Annotated in this window: 8 protein-coding genes; 3 read left to right on the forward strand and 5 right to left on the reverse strand. The window is 73.2% G+C overall.

The window, feature by feature from the left end; genetic code table 11:
- Positions 1–76 precede the first annotated feature (76 nt).
- Positions 77–2,488, forward strand: a complete 2,412-nt coding sequence (locus ABZX11_RS39490; protein ID WP_354923314.1) for a glycoside hydrolase family 3 C-terminal domain-containing protein — start codon at positions 77–79, stop codon at positions 2,486–2,488.
- A 166-nt stretch (positions 2,489–2,654) separates the two neighbouring features.
- Here the strand turns inward: ABZX11_RS39490 and ABZX11_RS39495 are convergent, their stop codons facing one another.
- The 5 genes from ABZX11_RS39495 to ABZX11_RS39515 are packed head-to-tail and all read right to left on the reverse strand — an operon-like array spanning position 2,655 to position 10,631.
- Positions 2,655–3,860, reverse strand: a complete 1,206-nt coding sequence (locus tag ABZX11_RS39495) for a cytochrome P450 (protein ID WP_354923275.1) — start codon at positions 3,858–3,860, stop codon at positions 2,655–2,657.
- 11 nt (positions 3,861–3,871) lie between these two features.
- Entirely contained in the window at positions 3,872–5,626 is a 1,755-nt protein-coding gene (locus ABZX11_RS39500) for a non-ribosomal peptide synthetase (RefSeq protein ID WP_354923278.1), read from the reverse strand.
- Entirely contained in the window at positions 5,623–8,391 is a 2,769-nt protein-coding gene (locus ABZX11_RS39505) for a condensation domain-containing protein (protein WP_354923281.1), read from the reverse strand. Before ABZX11_RS39505 ends, ABZX11_RS39500 begins: the two co-directional genes overlap by 4 nt.
- Positions 8,378–9,805 (reverse strand): methyltransferase, encoded by a 1,428-nt coding sequence (locus ABZX11_RS39510; RefSeq protein ID WP_354923284.1) that lies wholly within the window; start codon positions 9,803–9,805, stop codon positions 8,378–8,380. Before ABZX11_RS39510 ends, ABZX11_RS39505 begins: the two co-directional genes overlap by 14 nt.
- A 34-nt stretch (positions 9,806–9,839) precedes the next feature.
- Positions 9,840–10,631: a hypothetical protein gene (locus ABZX11_RS39515; RefSeq protein WP_176171880.1), complete on the reverse strand. Its 792-nt coding sequence runs from the start codon at positions 10,629–10,631 to the stop codon at positions 9,840–9,842.
- 250 nt (positions 10,632–10,881) lie between these two features.
- On the opposite strand from ABZX11_RS39515, the gene ABZX11_RS39520 reads away from it, so the two are divergent.
- Both ABZX11_RS39520 and ABZX11_RS39525 read left to right on the forward strand, forming a co-directional pair.
- Positions 10,882–12,324 carry an FAD-binding protein gene (locus ABZX11_RS39520; protein WP_354923287.1) on the forward strand — a complete coding sequence of 481 codons (1,443 nt, stop codon included), beginning with the start codon at positions 10,882–10,884 and terminating at the stop codon, positions 12,322–12,324.
- Between the two features lie 22 nt (positions 12,325–12,346).
- Positions 12,347–15,091 (forward strand): acyltransferase domain-containing protein, encoded by a 2,745-nt coding sequence (locus ABZX11_RS39525; protein ID WP_354923290.1) that lies wholly within the window; start codon positions 12,347–12,349, stop codon positions 15,089–15,091.
- Positions 15,092–15,111 lie beyond the last annotated feature (20 nt).

Here is a 15,111-nt window from a genome sequence, read left to right on the forward strand (position 1 = left end):
AGCAGTCACCTAGGTTGGTCCACGATTGGACCGACTAGCGGCAGGGGTGACCCTTTCGCGGGTTTCTGGGGTGACTATGCGTAATGATCTTCTACGAGCGCGCCCGCGCGCGGCGGCGGTCGTCCTCGCCGGCGTGCTGCTGACGTCCGCTTTGGCGGCTTCCGCCGCCGCGGCCGACCCGGCCGCGAAGTTCTCGCCGCGGGTGCGGAGCCTCGTCGGCGAGCTGACGCTCGACGAGAAGCTTTCCCTGGTGCACGGCGGAAACGACCCGAACAGCGTCGGCGAAGCCGGGTACGTACCCGGTGTGCCGCGGCTCGGCATCCCGTCGCTGCGGCTGACCGACGGCTCCGCCGGGGTGCGCGTCGACAAGCCTTCGGTCGTCATGCCGGCGCCGGTTTCGCTCGCGTCCAGTTTCGACGAATCCCTCGCCACCCGGTACGGCGCCGGCGTCGGCCGGGAAGCCCGCGCGCTGGGCACCGACGTCCTGCTCTCCCCGATGGTCAACACCATCCGGATCCCCTACGGCGGCCGCAACTTCGAAACCTTCAGCGAGGACCCGCTGCTGACGTCCCGGCTGGCCGGTGCCGAGGTGCGGGGCATCGCCGGGCAGGGCACCATCCCGGTCGTCAAGCACCTCGCCGGGAACAACCAGGAGAACGACCGGCAGACGATCAACGTCGTGCAGGACGACCAGACCCTGCACGAGGTCGAGCTGCCCGGCTTCGAGGCCGCCGTCAAGGCCGGTGCGGGCGCGGTGATGTGCTCGTACAACAACCTCAACGGGCCGTCCGCCTGCGCGAACCCCGACCTGCTGACCGGGATCCTGCGCGAGCAGCTGGCCTTCCAGGGCTGGGTGATGTCGGACTGGCGGATGTCGCTGACCCCGGACAGCCTGCCCAAGGGCCTCGACCAGGAAATGCCGGACGGCACGTACTTCGGTGACCAGCTCAAGGCGGCGCTCACCGCGGGCACCATCCCGCAGTCCGCTTTGGACACCGCGGTCGGGCGCATCCTGAGCCAGCTGGACCGCTTCCACCTGCTCGACAACCCCGCCCGGCCGTCCCGCGACCTCGCCGGGCTGACGGCGACCGCGCAGGACGTCGCCCAGGCCGGCGCGGTGTTGCTGCGCAACGAAAAGTCGGCGCTGCCGCTGAGCACCGCGCGCTCCGGCAAGGTCGCGGTGATCGGCTACAACGCGAAGACGCCGAAGCTCAACGGTGGCGGCAGCTCCCACGTGCTCCCGTCCGCCACGCCCGCCTCGCCGGTCGACCTGATCAAGCAGCGCGCGGGCAGCACCACGACCTACACCGCGGGCTACGACCCGGTGGGCGAGGCCGTGCCGGCCGGCGCGCTGTCCCCGGCGTTCACCCAGGGCGGCGGGCTGCCCGCCGGGGCGGAGGGCGTGTTCTACAACGGCACGGTCACCGCGCCGAGCGAGGGCGACTACAGCATCCAGCTCCAGTCGACCGGCGGCGGCGGGTTCTTCCAGGTGGACGGGACGGCGAGCGGGCTGTTCGGCGACTCGATCGCGGGCGGGTACACCGGGATCACCGTGCACCTGACCGCGGGGCCGCACTCGCTGCTGCTGTACGGCTTCGCGGACTTCGTCAACCCGCTGAAGGTCAACCTGCACTGGATCACCCCGGCCGCGGCCCAGGCCGACATCGACCAGGCGGTGGCGGCGGCGAAGGCGGCCACCACGCCGATCGTGTTCGCCTACGACGACAGCTCCGAAGGCCTCGACCGGCCGGACCTCTCGCTGCCCGGCTACCAGGACGAGCTGATCGACGCCGTCGCGGCGGCCAACCCGCGGACGGTCGTGGTGCTGAACACCGGTTCCGCGGTGAAGATGCCGTGGCTGGCCAAGACGGCGGCGGTGCTGGAGATGTGGTACCCGGGCCAGAAGGGCGCCGAGGCGACGACGGCGTTGCTCTACGGCGACGTCGGCCCGCAGGGCAAGCTGACGCAGACGTTCCCGGTGGACGAGGCGCACACGCTGGTCAGCGGCAGCGCCGGGCTGTACCCGGGCCAGGACGGCCAGGTGAAGTACACCGAGGGCGTCGACATCGGCTACCGCTGGTACGCGGACAAGAAGATGACCCCGCTGTTCCCGTTCGGCTTCGGGCTTTCGTACACGACGTTCGCCTACAGCGGCCTCACGGTGGCGAACGCTTCCGACGGCGGCCTCGACGTGAAGGTGACCGTCCGCAACACGGGCACCCGCACGGGCACGGAGGTGGCCCAGGTGTTCGTCGGCCCGAGCCCGCAGGTGACGGCCCCGCAGCCGCCGACGGCCCTGGGCGGCTACGCGAAGGTGACGTTGACGGCGGGCGCGTACCGGACGCTGACGATCCACGTCGACCCCCGCCAGCTGTCCTACTGGGACGTGACGGCGAAGGCGTGGAAGCGCGGCGGCGGCACTCGCGCGGTCCAGGTGGGTCCGTCCTCGGCATCCCTCCCGCTGAGCACCCGGGTCGCCGTGCGCTGAGGGGCATCACGCGTGTCCCCGGGGGCATCACATGTGATTGGAGGGGCATCAGCCTGATGCCCCTCCGATCACGCATGATGCCCCGCTGAGCACACGTGATGCCTCGCTGATCACAAGGAAACGGCCGGCGCCCTGGTGGGGTGCCGGCCGTTTCCTCGTTCGCTCCTCAGCCGTTGGTCACCGGTAGGTGGCGGAGGCCGCGGATGATCGCCGAGCGGCGGCGGTCGGCCGGGCCCGTCTGGTGGAGGTCCGGCAGGCGGGTGGCCAGGACGCGGAACGCCACGTCCGCCTCCAGGCGGGCCAGGGGTGCGCCGAGGCAGTAGTGCGAACCGCCCGAGAACGAGAGGTTGTCCGGGGTGGTCGGGCGGGTGAGGTCGAAGACGTCGGGGCGGGACCACACGGACGGGTCGCGGTTGCAGCCCGCCGTCAGGACGACCACCGCCGTGTCCGCGGGGATCACCGTGTCACCGACCAGCACGTCCTCTGTGGACACCCGGCTGGACTGCTGGACCGGCGCCTCGAACCGCAGTGACTCCTGCGCCGCCTGGGGCGCCAGGTCGGGGTTCGCGACCAGCTTCTCCCACTGGTCACGCCGTTCCAGCATGGTCTTGACCCCGACGCCGATCAGGTTCACCGTCGACTCCGCGCCGGCCAGGGTGAGCAGCTGGCACAGCGACACCAGCTCGTGCGTCGACAGCCGGTCCTCCGCGCGGGCGGTGAGCAGCTTGCTGACCGCGTCGTCGCCCGGGTGGGCCAGGCGCAGCTGCATCAGCTCGGTGAACAGCGCGTCGAGCTCGTCGAGCGACCGCTGGACCTCCGTGATGTGCTCCACCGACGTGATCTCGTCGAAGATCGTGCCGAACTTCGGGCCGTGCTCGAGGTACCGGCTCAGGAACGGCTCGGGGATGTCGAAGACGGCCGCGACCACCGTCACCGGGATGAGGTCGGCGAACGACGTCATCAGGTCGAACTCGCGACTCGTGTCGACCCGGTCCAGCAGCTCGTGGCAGATCGCGGTGAGCCGGTCGCGAAACCCGGCGATCGCCTTGGGGCTCAGGAACGGCGTGGCCAGTTTCCGCAGCCGGGCGTGGTCGGCGCCGTCGGCGCCGAGCATCGAGTTGTCGAACGTCGTGATCACCGGGCTGATCGGGGTGCCGTCGGACTTGAGGACGCCGAACCGGCGGTCCCGCAGCACCTTCGTGGCCGTCGCGTGGTCGACCGTCGTCCACGCGCCGAGCTCGCTGCGGTGCAGCGGGCCCTTCGCGCGGATCCGTTCGTAGAGCGGGTAGGGGTCCTCCGGGCCGCGCAGCAGCAGCGCGAGCGGGTCACCGAGCTCGCCGAGGGTCCACAGCACCCGCATCTGGGTGGTCATGTCCTGGACCGTCATGACGCCGCCGCGATCAGCCCGGCCACCCCGCGCACGGTCGGTGCCTCGAACACCTGGGAGATGCGCAGCTTGACCCCGAGGTCGCGGCTGATCCGCGAGCACAGCTGGGCGGCGGACAGCGAGTTGCCGCCCTGCCGGAAGAACGAGACGTCGGCGGCGATCGACGGCACGCCGATGATCTCCCGCAGGATGCCCGCCACGGCGGCTTCGGTCTCCGAAAGCGGCGAGTCCCCGGCTGGTGCGGCCGCCGCCCGCAGGCGGACGGCCAGTTCGGCCAGCGCCCGGCGGTCGAGCTTCCGGTCCTCCAGCACGGGCAGCCGTTCCAGCCGCCGCACGAGCGCGGGCACCAGGTAGCCCGGCAGCCGCTCGGCCAGCCGGGCACGCAGCTCGTCCTCACCGGGCGTTCCGGTGTAGAACAGGCAGAGGTCCTCGTACGCGCCGTCGGTGCCGGTCACCGGCACCACCGCGCACGCCCCGACCCCCGGGACACGGCCGGCGTTCTGCTCGACGTCGTCCAGTTCGATGCGGTGACCGCGGATCTTGACCTGGCGGTCCGCCCGGCCTTCGAAGTGCAGCAGGCCGTCGGCGGTCCAGCGGCCGAGGTCGCCGGTGCGGTACACGCGTTCCGGCCCGGACGGCAGGGAAACCGTGACGAACTTCCGCGCGGTGAGCTCCTCGTCCCGGAAGTACCCCAGCGCCAGACCGCGCCCGCCCAGGCAGATTTCGCCGCTCTCGCCGGTCTCGCACAGCCGGTCGCCGTCGAGGACGTAGGCCTGGGTGTTGGGGAACGGCACGCCGAGCGGCACCTCGGGGTGGTCGGTGACCCGCACGCGGTGGCAGGTGGCCGCGACGCTCGACTCGACCGGGCCGTACATGTTGTAGAGCGGGATGTCCGGGTACGCCTCGAGGAACCGGGCGGCGTGCCGGGCCGAGAGCTTCTCGCCGCCGGTGCCCACCGCCCGCAGGCCCGCGAAGGCGTCGAGGTCGTTGTCGACCATGCTGTGGAACACCGCGGTGGGCGGGAAGATCGTGGTGACGCCGTGGATGGCGACCAGGTCACGCAGTTTCGTCGCCAGCTCCAGGGTGTCTTCGAGCAGGACCAGGGTGCCGCCGTTGAACAGCACGCCCCAGGAGTCGAGGCCGAAGGCGTCCCACGTCGCCGCGAGCGCCTGCGGCATCACCGCGCCGGAGTCCAGCGGGGTGAACAGCCAGTCGTCGAAGAGCCGGACGTTGCCGCGGTGCGCGGTGACCACGCCCTTCGGCGTCCCGGTGGTCCCGGAGGTGAAGAACACCGCGCAGGCGTCGTCGGAGCCGACGTCGACCGCGGCCGGCCGGGCGCCCGCGACCGGGTGCGACGGCGGCGACCACACCGACGGCCACGAGCTCCCGCGCTCGGCGGCCACCACGGGCCCGCCGAGGTGCTCGATCAGCTCGGCCAGCCGGGCGGTGGGCCACCGCAGGTCGAGGGCGGCGTAGGCGGCGCCGCACTTGAGCACGGCCAGCAGCGTCGCGAACAGCTCGGGGGAGCGGGGCAGCAGCACCGGCACGATCGAGCCGCGTCCGACGCCGCGGTCCTGCAGTTCGGCCGCGCAGGCGTCGGCGAGTTCCGCCAGCTCGCGGTAGCTGGTGTCGCGGCCCCGGTGGTGCAGTGCGGTGCGCTCGGGCCACCGCGAAGCACACCACTCGAACAGGCCGTGCATGGTCTCCGCGCGCCCGAAGGGGACGGGTGCGGGGTTGGCGGACGGGGTCATCGGGTGCTCCCGGTGATCAGCTGCGCCAGCGCGGCCGGCGTCGGGTGGGCGAAGGCGGCGGACAGCTTGAGCCGGACCCCGGTCTGCTTCTGGATCCGCTGGACGAGCTGCGCGGCCAGCAGCGAATGCCCGCCGCCGGCGAAGAAGTTCGTGTCCGCGGTGACGTCGGTCCGCTTGAGCAGCTGCCCGAACAGCGCCACGACGGCGGCGGTCGTGGCGTCCGGCGCGGTCTCCGCCGGGGCCACCGCCACCGGTCCGGCCGCGGTGGCCAGCTCGGCGACCGCGGCCCGGTCCACCTCGTGCGCGGCCGTCTCGGGCAGCGCGTCGACCCGCAGGTAGCAGGCCGGACGCGCCGCGGGCGGCAGCACCGCCTCGGCGTGCCGGGCCAGCTCGGCCGCGAGCTGCGGTTTGTCCGGCGCCTGCACGACGGCGACGAGGTCCTCGGTGCCGGGACGCAGGGTGACCGCGGCGGCGACGACGTCCGTGTGCGCGGTCAGGGCGTCTTCCACGGTGGCCAGATCGACCCGGGTGCCGCCGGACACCAGCTGCCGGTCCAGTGGACCGTGGACGTGCAGGGACCCGTCGGGCCGCCAGTGCGCGAGCACGCCGGTGGCGGTGCCCAGCCTCAGTTCCCCGCGCACGCCCACGGGCAGCCGCCGCCCGTCCGGCGCGACGACGTCGGCGCCGAGGCCCGGAACGGGGACGCCGTCGGCCAGCACCCAGCGGCCCCCGGCGGAGAACACCGTGTGGACTTCGGCGTCCAGGGCCTGCAGGGTGCGGACGAGCGGGCCGGGCGCGGGCTCGGCGCCGATCAGCGCGGTGCGGCCGCCGACGGCCTCGCCCAGCTGCTCGGCCACGCGGGCCCAGACGAGCGGGGTGGCGGGCACGACGCCGATGTCGTGCCCGGTGAGCAGCCCGGCGAGCAGGTGACCGTCGGTGCGGGCCGCGTCCGGGGCGACGACCAGCGGCACGCCGTTGGTCAGGGCCAGGAGCAGTTCCGGGACGGCGGTGGAAAGCCACAGCACCGGCCGGGAACCCACGGCGACCGGCCGGACGGAGTCCGCGAGCTCGCGGTGGGTCACGCCGGGCAGCGCCGGGCTGTCCGGGGAAACGGCGGCCGCGTCCGGGTCGACGGCGACCGTGACGGCGTAGGAGATTTCCTCGGCGTCCAGCACCTTTTTCGCGTCGGAGGCCTCCGTGACGGCCGCTCCGGCCAGCCAGCTGCCGAGCACCGCGGCCGCGAAGTCCGGGCCGCGCGGGGCGGTCACGGCGACGACGTCACCCGGGCCGGTTCCCGCGTCGGCCAGCAGGGTGGTGACGGCCGCCGCGGCCCGCCAGAGATCCCGGTAGGACGTCGTGCCCCCGTCGGTCACGATGGCGGGGGCACCCGGGTTTTCCGAGACGTGCCGGGCGATCGCGGTGAGGACGGTCCCGGTTCCGGCGGGAACACCGGGCGCGTCGAGGACGGCGTGGTCGGTGGCGCCCCAGCCGTCGAGCTCGCGCAGCGGCCGGTCCGGCGCGCTCGCCGCCGCGACCAGGAGGGCGTCGTAGCGCTCGAGCAGCAGTTCGACCTCGCCGCGGTCGAGCACCTCGGCGCCGTAGACCGCCTTGACGCGGCTCTCCTCCGCCGAGGGCAGGATGACGAACTCGAGGTCGAACTTGCTGTGCCCGGGGTCGATTTCGACGACCTCGGCGGCCGCGCCGCCGAGGCTCGTGGCGGCCCGGCCGCCGAAGGGCAGGTAGTTGAACACGTGCCGGAACAGGGTGGTGCGCCAGGACGAATCCGCTCGCTCGACCTCGGGCAGCAGGACGTCCATCGGGACGTCCGCGTGCGCGATCGCCTCGAAGAACAGGTCCCGCACCCGGCGGCTGAAGGTCCGGAACGTCTCGGCCGGGTCGATCCGCACGCGCAGCGGCACGATGTTGACGTGGTAGCCGATCGCGCGCTGGGCCTGCTGGCTGCGCACGTTCACCGGGAAGCCGACGGCGAGGTCGGTCCCGGCGCCGTGCGCGTGCAGCAGCAGGTAGTAGGCGGCCAGCAGCACGACGACGTCCGGTGCCTTGAGTTCCTTCTGCAGCGCGGTGACGACGTCCTTCGCGGCCGCGGAGAACGGGCGGACGAGCTGCTCGCCGCGCAGGGTCGGCTGGGCGCTTTCCTGGCCGCCGCACCACAGTCCGGGCCCGCCGGAGCCGAAGTCACGCAGGTGCTCGCGCCAGAAGGCGAGGCTCTCGGGTTTCGGCTCGGACTCCGGCCAGACCGGGACGGGCGGCCCGGCGTCCGGGAGGTCCCCGGCGAGCACCGCGTCGTACGCGGCGGCCAGCTCCTCCAGGAAGATCGACATCGACGTGCCGTCGAAGACGAGGTGGTGCACGGCCACGCCGACCGAGTCGTGCTCCGGGCCGTGGTACAGGCCGACGCGCAGCAGCGGCGATCCGTCCAAGGTGAACGGACGGGTGATCAGCTCGCGCAGGGCAGCGTCGACATCCTCGCACTCCGCGCCTTCGAGGGGGATCGGGAACGACGGCAGCACCGACTTCGTCAGCCGGGTGTCGTCGGCGTGGAACACCGTCCGCAGCGCGTCGTACCGGCGCACCAGCTGCGCGACGGCCTCCTGCAGGACGGCCCGGTCGAGCCGGCCCGCCACCCGCAGCGCGACACCCGGCACGTTGTTCACGCCCTCGCCGGGCACCAGCCGTTCGAGCAGCCAGAGCCCTTCTTCCTTGCGGGTCGCCGGAATTCGCGGCGTCTCCTCAGCGGTCGGCATGTCCGGTCCCTTCGGGGAGGTCTTCGACGGTGAAGAAGGCGTGCGGAACCGCCTCCGCGGGCAGCCGGGCGGCCAGGTAGGCGCGCAGCTCGGCGACGAAGGTGCTCGTCTTCGCCGCGCGCGAGGGGGCGTTCGCGTACTCGGTGAAGGGCAGCCCGGGGGTCGCCGCCGAAGCGGGCACGGTCACCGGCTCGCCCTCGCGGGTGTAGACGACGTCGACCAGGCCCGGTCCGCCCGCCGACCAGGTCACCGCGGCCTGGTAGCCCCGCCGCCGTCCGATCTCGTGCAGGTCTTCGGGGTCCGGTGCGGTCACCGCGGCGGGCGTGCTGCCGCTGTCGAGCTTGGCCAGCGCGGCCAGCTCGCGGGCGACCCGGCCGTTCGGCACGCCGGTGATCCGCGCGGACGGCGGCCGGACGTCGCTCAGCAGGGTCTCCAGCGCGGCCGGGTCCCAGGCCAGCGTGTGCGCGGGCTCGACGGTCTCCGCGGGTTCCTTGCGCAGCACGGCGTCGTAGCGGTGCCGGCTCAGCTCGTTGTGGTGGCGGGCCCGCTTCAGCCGGACGTCCGCCGCCGCGATGCCGGGCAGCGACGCGGCCAGCGCCGGGAAGAAGTCGGGGTCGACGAGCAGTTCCTTCTCTTCCAGGACGCTGTTCTCGACCAGTTCGCGGGCCTGTTCCGGCGCCGCGGCCAGCTCGTCGGCCAGCACCGCGGCCCGGAAGGCCCGCAGCAGCCGGAGGTTCCGCACGTCGCCGGCGAACACCGCGCCGCCGGGCGTGATGAGCGCGGCGGCCTGGCGCAGGACGTCGGCGAGGTAGCCGATGTCGGGGAAGTACTGGACGACCGAGTTGATCACGACGGTGTCGAAGTGATCCGCCGGCAGCCCCACGAAGTCGTTGGCCTCGCGGCTGTGCAGCCGCACGTGGGCCAGCGCGGGGTCGGCCGCGACCTGGCCGGTGAGCGTCTCGATCACGGTCGGGGAGAAGTCCGTGGCCGTGTACTCCTCGCACACCGGCGCGAGCTTGGCCATCAGCAGGCCGGTGCCGACGCCGATCTCCAGCACCCGGCGCGGCCGCAGCGCCCGGATCCGCTCGACGGTGGCGTCCCGCCACTCCCGCATCTGCGCGAGCTCGATCGGCAGCCCGGTGTAGGTGCTGTGCCAGCCCACGAAGTTCTCCCCGAGCCCGCCGGACTCGGGGAGCTCGCCGTAGACCCATTCGTAGATGAGCTGCCACTCGTCGACGCGCGCGCGGTCGTCGCCGGCTTCGGCGACCGGGTCACGGGGCACGACGCGGGCGACGAGCCGCCCGGTTCCGGGTTCGCGGGTGACACTGGCCCGCGCGACGCCGGGGTGCCCGGCGAGCGCGGCTTCGGCTTGGCTTTCCGTGCCGGTGCCCAGACCGGTCGGTGACGTCGGCATCAGCTCTCCTGCGGGGATCTTCGGTGAGGGGCGGTCAGGGGAGCAGGCCGCGGACGGCCTGCGCGACCTCCGGCTGGCTGAGCAGGCCGGAGTGGTCGATGTCGAACCGGATCTCGCGCGCGCCGATCTCCAGCGCGCCGGGCAGTTCGGCGGAGCGGATCACGTCGACGCCGTCGAGGTCGCCGGTGACGGTGACCTGGGAAGCGGCGACCAGGTACGTCATGTAGCTGCTGAACCAGGAGACGAGTTCCTCGGCGCGGTCGGCGTCCAGCTCGACCCGCTCGAACGCCGTGGTGCCGACGTCGCGGTAGAGCCGCACGAACTCCTTCGTGAGCGTCTCGAGGTCGTCGTGGGTGCGCTGGGCGGCCTCGCCGGCGGCGTGCGCCTGCTGCACCTCCTCCTCGGTGAGGACGGCCGCGAGCGCGTCCACCACGCGGAAGAAGCCGTAGTGGAGGACGGTGAAGCCGGTGGCGGCGGTCGGGTCGAACAGGACCACCCGCGGCTTCGCCTGCCAGGTCGCGATGCGCTCGGCGATGGCGAGGGCGAACACGCTGGACGCGCAGTAGCCGAACACCGCCTTGATCTCGGCGCCGCTCGCGCGCAGCTCCTCGGTCCACCGGTCGAGGTAGTCGTCGCCGGTCATGCCGGTCTCCTCGCCGACGGCCGGCGGCAGGCTCTCCCAGACGCCGTACGGCGTCTCGAGGTGCTTCGCGAGCTCGGCGAACCCCGCCTCCGGCCGCCCGGTGACCGTGAAATCCACCGTGATGATTACTTCCTTGTCGGACGCGTTTTCGTCGATCGGGTGCCATGAATGGAGTTCGGCCACGATTGCCCGCCTTTATGTCTTCGGCAGAATAAAGATTTCCGCAGTCTGAAGCTAGCAGCGGCGGATCGGGCCGGTAACCCCTAGCGCGCCCCTAGGCAAGAGGCTGGTGAGCAGTGGTTCCGAGGGGTTAGGGGTTGGAGTGGCCAGCGGCGTCGCCGTAGTGTTCGGCGACGATGAATAAACCGGGGAATGAGGGCGATCGATGGGCGCGGTAACAGTTCTTCCTGACGACGCCCGGTACGCCGATCTCGTGCGCGGGGTGAATCAGCGCTGGGTCGGCAAGCCCGATTACGTCCGCGTGCCGACGTCCACCGAAGAGGTGGTGGACGCCGTCGGCGCGGCGGTGCGCGAGGGACGGCGGATCGCGGTCCGCAGCGGCGGGCACTGCGTCGAGGAGATGGTCGGCGCCGCGGACGTGCAGGTGGTCATCGACCTGTCCGAACTCAACCGGATCGGCTTCGACGCCGAGCGTGACGCCTTCTTCGCCGAGCCTGGCGCCACCGTGGGCCAGGCCTACCGGACGCTCTACAAGCGCTGGGGCGTCACCATCCCGGCGGGGTCCTGCCCGAGCGTCGGCCTGGGCGGGCACATCGCGGGCGGTGGCTACGGCCCGCTGTCGCGGAAGTTCGGTTACGTCTCCGACCACCTCCACGCGGTCGAGGTCGTCGTGGTCGACGCCGATGGCACCGCGCGTGCGGTGGTTGCGAGCCGCGACGAAAACGACGAGAACCACGACCTGTGGTGGGCCCACACCGGCGGTGGCGGCGGCAACTTCGGCGTCGTGACGCGGTACTGGCTGCGGATCCCCGGCGCGGTCGGCACCCCCGAGGCCCTCCTGCCCGCCCCGCCCGCCCGGCTGCTGGTGCAGCAGGACGTCTGGGTGTGGGACATGCTCGACGAGGCCGCGTTCACGCGCCTGCTGCGCAACCACGGCGAGTGGTACGAGCGCAACAGCGCCCCCGGTTCGCCGTACGAAGACCTCTACAGCGGCCTGTGGTGCGGGACGCGCGCGTCCCAGTTCGTCGCCATGTCGACACAGATCGACAGCGCCGCCCCGAACGCGGCCGGCCTGCTCGACGACTACGTCACCGCCATCCGCCGCGACCTCGGCGTCGCCCCGGCACTGAGCAGCCGCCAGGAGCTGCCGTGGCTGCACGCGACGTCGTGGGGCGGCATCGCCGACAGCGGCGACCACACCCTGAGCTTCAAGATCAAGGCCGCCGACCTGCGGAAACGCTGCACCGACGAGCAGGCCGCGAAGCTGTACGCGCACCTGCTGCGCGAGGACTACGGCAACCACCGCGCCGGCGTGATGTTCGTCGGCTGCGGCGGCCGGATGAACGCGCTGTCGCCCACCGACACCGCGATCGCGCAGCGCGACTCGATCCTCAAACTCGTCTACTCCACGCACTGGGACGCCTCCGAACAGGCCGAGCCGCACCTGGCCTGGCTGCGGGAGTTCTACGCCGACGTCTACGCCGGGACCGGTGGCGTGCCGGTGCCGGACGAGCGCACCAACGGCTCCTACGTGAACAACCCGGACTTCGACGTCCAGGACGAGCGGTGGAACGGCTCCGGGCTGGCCTGGCACGAGCTCTACCACCAGCACAACTACCCGCGGCTGCAGCGGGTGAAGGCGCGGTGGGACCCGGGCGACGTGTTCCGGAACCCGTTCTCCGTGCGGCTCCCCTGAGCCCGACCCCGGGAGGTAACGAGTGGCCACCCCGACCCTGACCACCGAGCACGAGCACACCGGAAGTGGCCACGACGTCGTGCCGCTGATCGTCTCCGCGGACAGCAAGGCGGGGCTGCGGTCGAAGGCGCACCGCCTCGCGCGGTACCTCGCCGACCACCCGGACACGCCGTTCGAGGCGTTCGCGCGCTCGGTCGCGGCCGAGGACACCGGCCGGGCGCACCGGGCCGTGCTGCTGGCCGCCGGCCGGGAAGACGGCCGGCGCGGGCTGGACACCCTGGCCGCCGGCCAGAACCCGCCCGACGTCGTGCGCGGCAGCGCCCGGCGCGCCGAGCGGGTCGTGTTCGTCTTCCCCGGCCAGGGCTCGCAGTGGCCGGGGATGGCACTGGACCTGCTCGACTGGTCGCCGGTGTTCGCCACCGAACTCGCCCGCTGCGACGCCGCGCTCGCCCCCTTCGCCGACTGGTCCGTTGTGGACGTCCTGCGTGGACGGCCCGGCGCACCCACCCTCGAGGACGGCGCGGACATCGTGCAGCCGGTGCTGTTCGCTGTGATGGTGGCGCTGGCCGCGCTGTGGCGAGCGCACGGCGTCGAGCCGGCCGCCGTCGTCGGGCACAGCCTCGGCGAGGTCGCCGCCGCCTGCGCGATCGGCGCCCTTTCGCCCGCGGACGGCATGCGGGTGGCCGCGCTCTGGAGCAGCGCGCAGGCGACCCTGTCCGGCCGCGGCGACATGATCTCCGTGCCGCTGCCGGTGGCCGAGGTGCGGTCCCGGCTGGCCGGCCGTGACGGGCTGGACATCGGCGCGGTCAACGCGCCCACGTGGGTGATCGTCTCCGGCGATTCCGCGGCGGTGGCGGAGCTGCTGGCCGACCTGACCGCCGACGGCGTGCGCGCCCGGCGCATCCCGGTCGGGCTGGCCGCCCACTCGCGGCACATCGACGACATCCGCGAGCGGCTGCTCGCCGACCTCGCCCCGCTGGCCCCGGTGTCCACCGCGGTCCCGTTCCACTCGACGGTGACCGAAGGCCCGCTCGACACCGCCGCGCTCGACGCGGGCTACTGGTTCCGCAACCTGCGCAACCCGGTCCGCTTCGACGAGGCCACCCGCGGGCTCGTCGAGCAGGGCCACGGCGTCTTCGCCGAGATCAGCCCGCACCCGGTGCTCACCGTCGCGGTGCAGGACACGGTCGACGCGCTCGACGGCCGGGCCGTCGTCCTCGGCACGATCCGCCGCCGCGAAGACGGCCCCCGCTCCTTCCTCGGCTCGCTCGCCGCCGCCTACGTTTCCGGGGCCAGCGTCGACTGGACCGCGGCCTTCCCCGGCGGCGCCGAGCCGGTGGCGCTGCCGGAGTCCGGTTCGGACGCCACGGTCGCGGCCGCCGGCCTGCTGGCCGCCGGGCACCCGCTGCTCGGCGCGGCCGTCGAGCTCGCCGAAGACGGCGGCTGGCTGTTCACCGGCCGCCTCTCGGCCGTGCAGCAGCTGTGGCTGGCCGGGCACACCGTGCTCGGCCGGACCGTGCTGCCGTCGTCGGTGCTGGTCGAGCTGATCCTGCACGCGGCGTCCGAGCTGGGCTGCGCCCGGATCGAGGAGCTCACCCAGCACCTGCCGGTCGTCTTCGCCGAAGAGGCGCTCTGCCTGCAGGTCCGGATCGGCCCGGTCGACGACGCCGGCGCCCGCCGGATCGGCGTGTTCGCCCGCCCCGACTCGGTCGGTGGCGCCCAGGGCGGGCCGTGGACGCGGCACGCCACCGGGATCATGGCCGAGACCGCCGGGTCGGCGGCCGGGCCGGAGCCGGTGGACTGGCCGCCGCCGGGTGCGGTCGCCGAGGACGCCGCAACCGCACGGGACCGCCTGCGCGCCCACGGCATCGAGCTGGGCCCCGAGTTCGGCGGCCTGAGCGCGGCCTGGTCGCTCGACGGCGAGCTGTTCGTCGAGGTGGCGCTGCCGTCCCCGGCCGGCAGCGGTGCGGGCTACGGCATCCACCCCGCGCTGCTGGACTCCGCGCTGCAGGCGGTCGCGTTGTTCCCCGCCGCGGCGGAGTCCGACGGCTGGCTCGCGTCCTCGTGGAGCGGCCTGGCCCTGCACGCGGCGGGCGTTCCGGCGCTGCGGGTCCGGCTGCGGGCCACCGGGCCGGACTCGGTGTCGGTTTCGGCCACCGACCTGGTGGGCCGCCCGGTGTTCTCCGCCGAGAACGTCGTCCTGGGTGCGCTGCCCGGTGACTACGTCCGCGCACCGCACGCCGAACCGGTGAGCCGGGCCGAGCCGGACGGCGGGTTCGCCGCGAAGGTGGCCGCCCTGCCCGCGCCCGCCCGGGAGGAACTGCTGCTCGACCTGGTCCTCGAGCACACCGCGGCGGTGCTCGGTGGTGCCACCGCCGACGGCGGCGACACCTTCACCGAACTCGGCTTCGAGTCACTGACCGCGGTGGCGCTGCGCAACCGGCTCGCCGAGGCGACCGGGCTGAAGCTGCGCACCACGCTGGCCTTCGACTACCCGACCCCGGCCGCGCTGGCCGGGCACCTGCTGGACGTGCTGGGCCCGGCGGAGCCCGACGTGCTGGCCGGCCTCGACCGGCTGGAGGAGGCGCTGTTCGGCGAGCCGGGCGGCCCGCTGCACGGCCGGGTCAAGGTCCGGCTGCGCGACCTGCTGTTCCGGCTGGACGGCGCCGGGGACGCGCGCGACCCCGAACCCGGGGACGCGCCGCTCGACGCGGCGTCGGACGACGAAATCTTCGCACTGCTCGATCGGGAGCTCGACCTGTCCTGAGACACCTCAGGCGGACAACG

It is taken from the genome of Amycolatopsis sp. NPDC004169 (assembly GCF_040610315.1).
Classification (GTDB): domain Bacteria; phylum Actinomycetota; class Actinomycetes; order Mycobacteriales; family Pseudonocardiaceae; genus Amycolatopsis.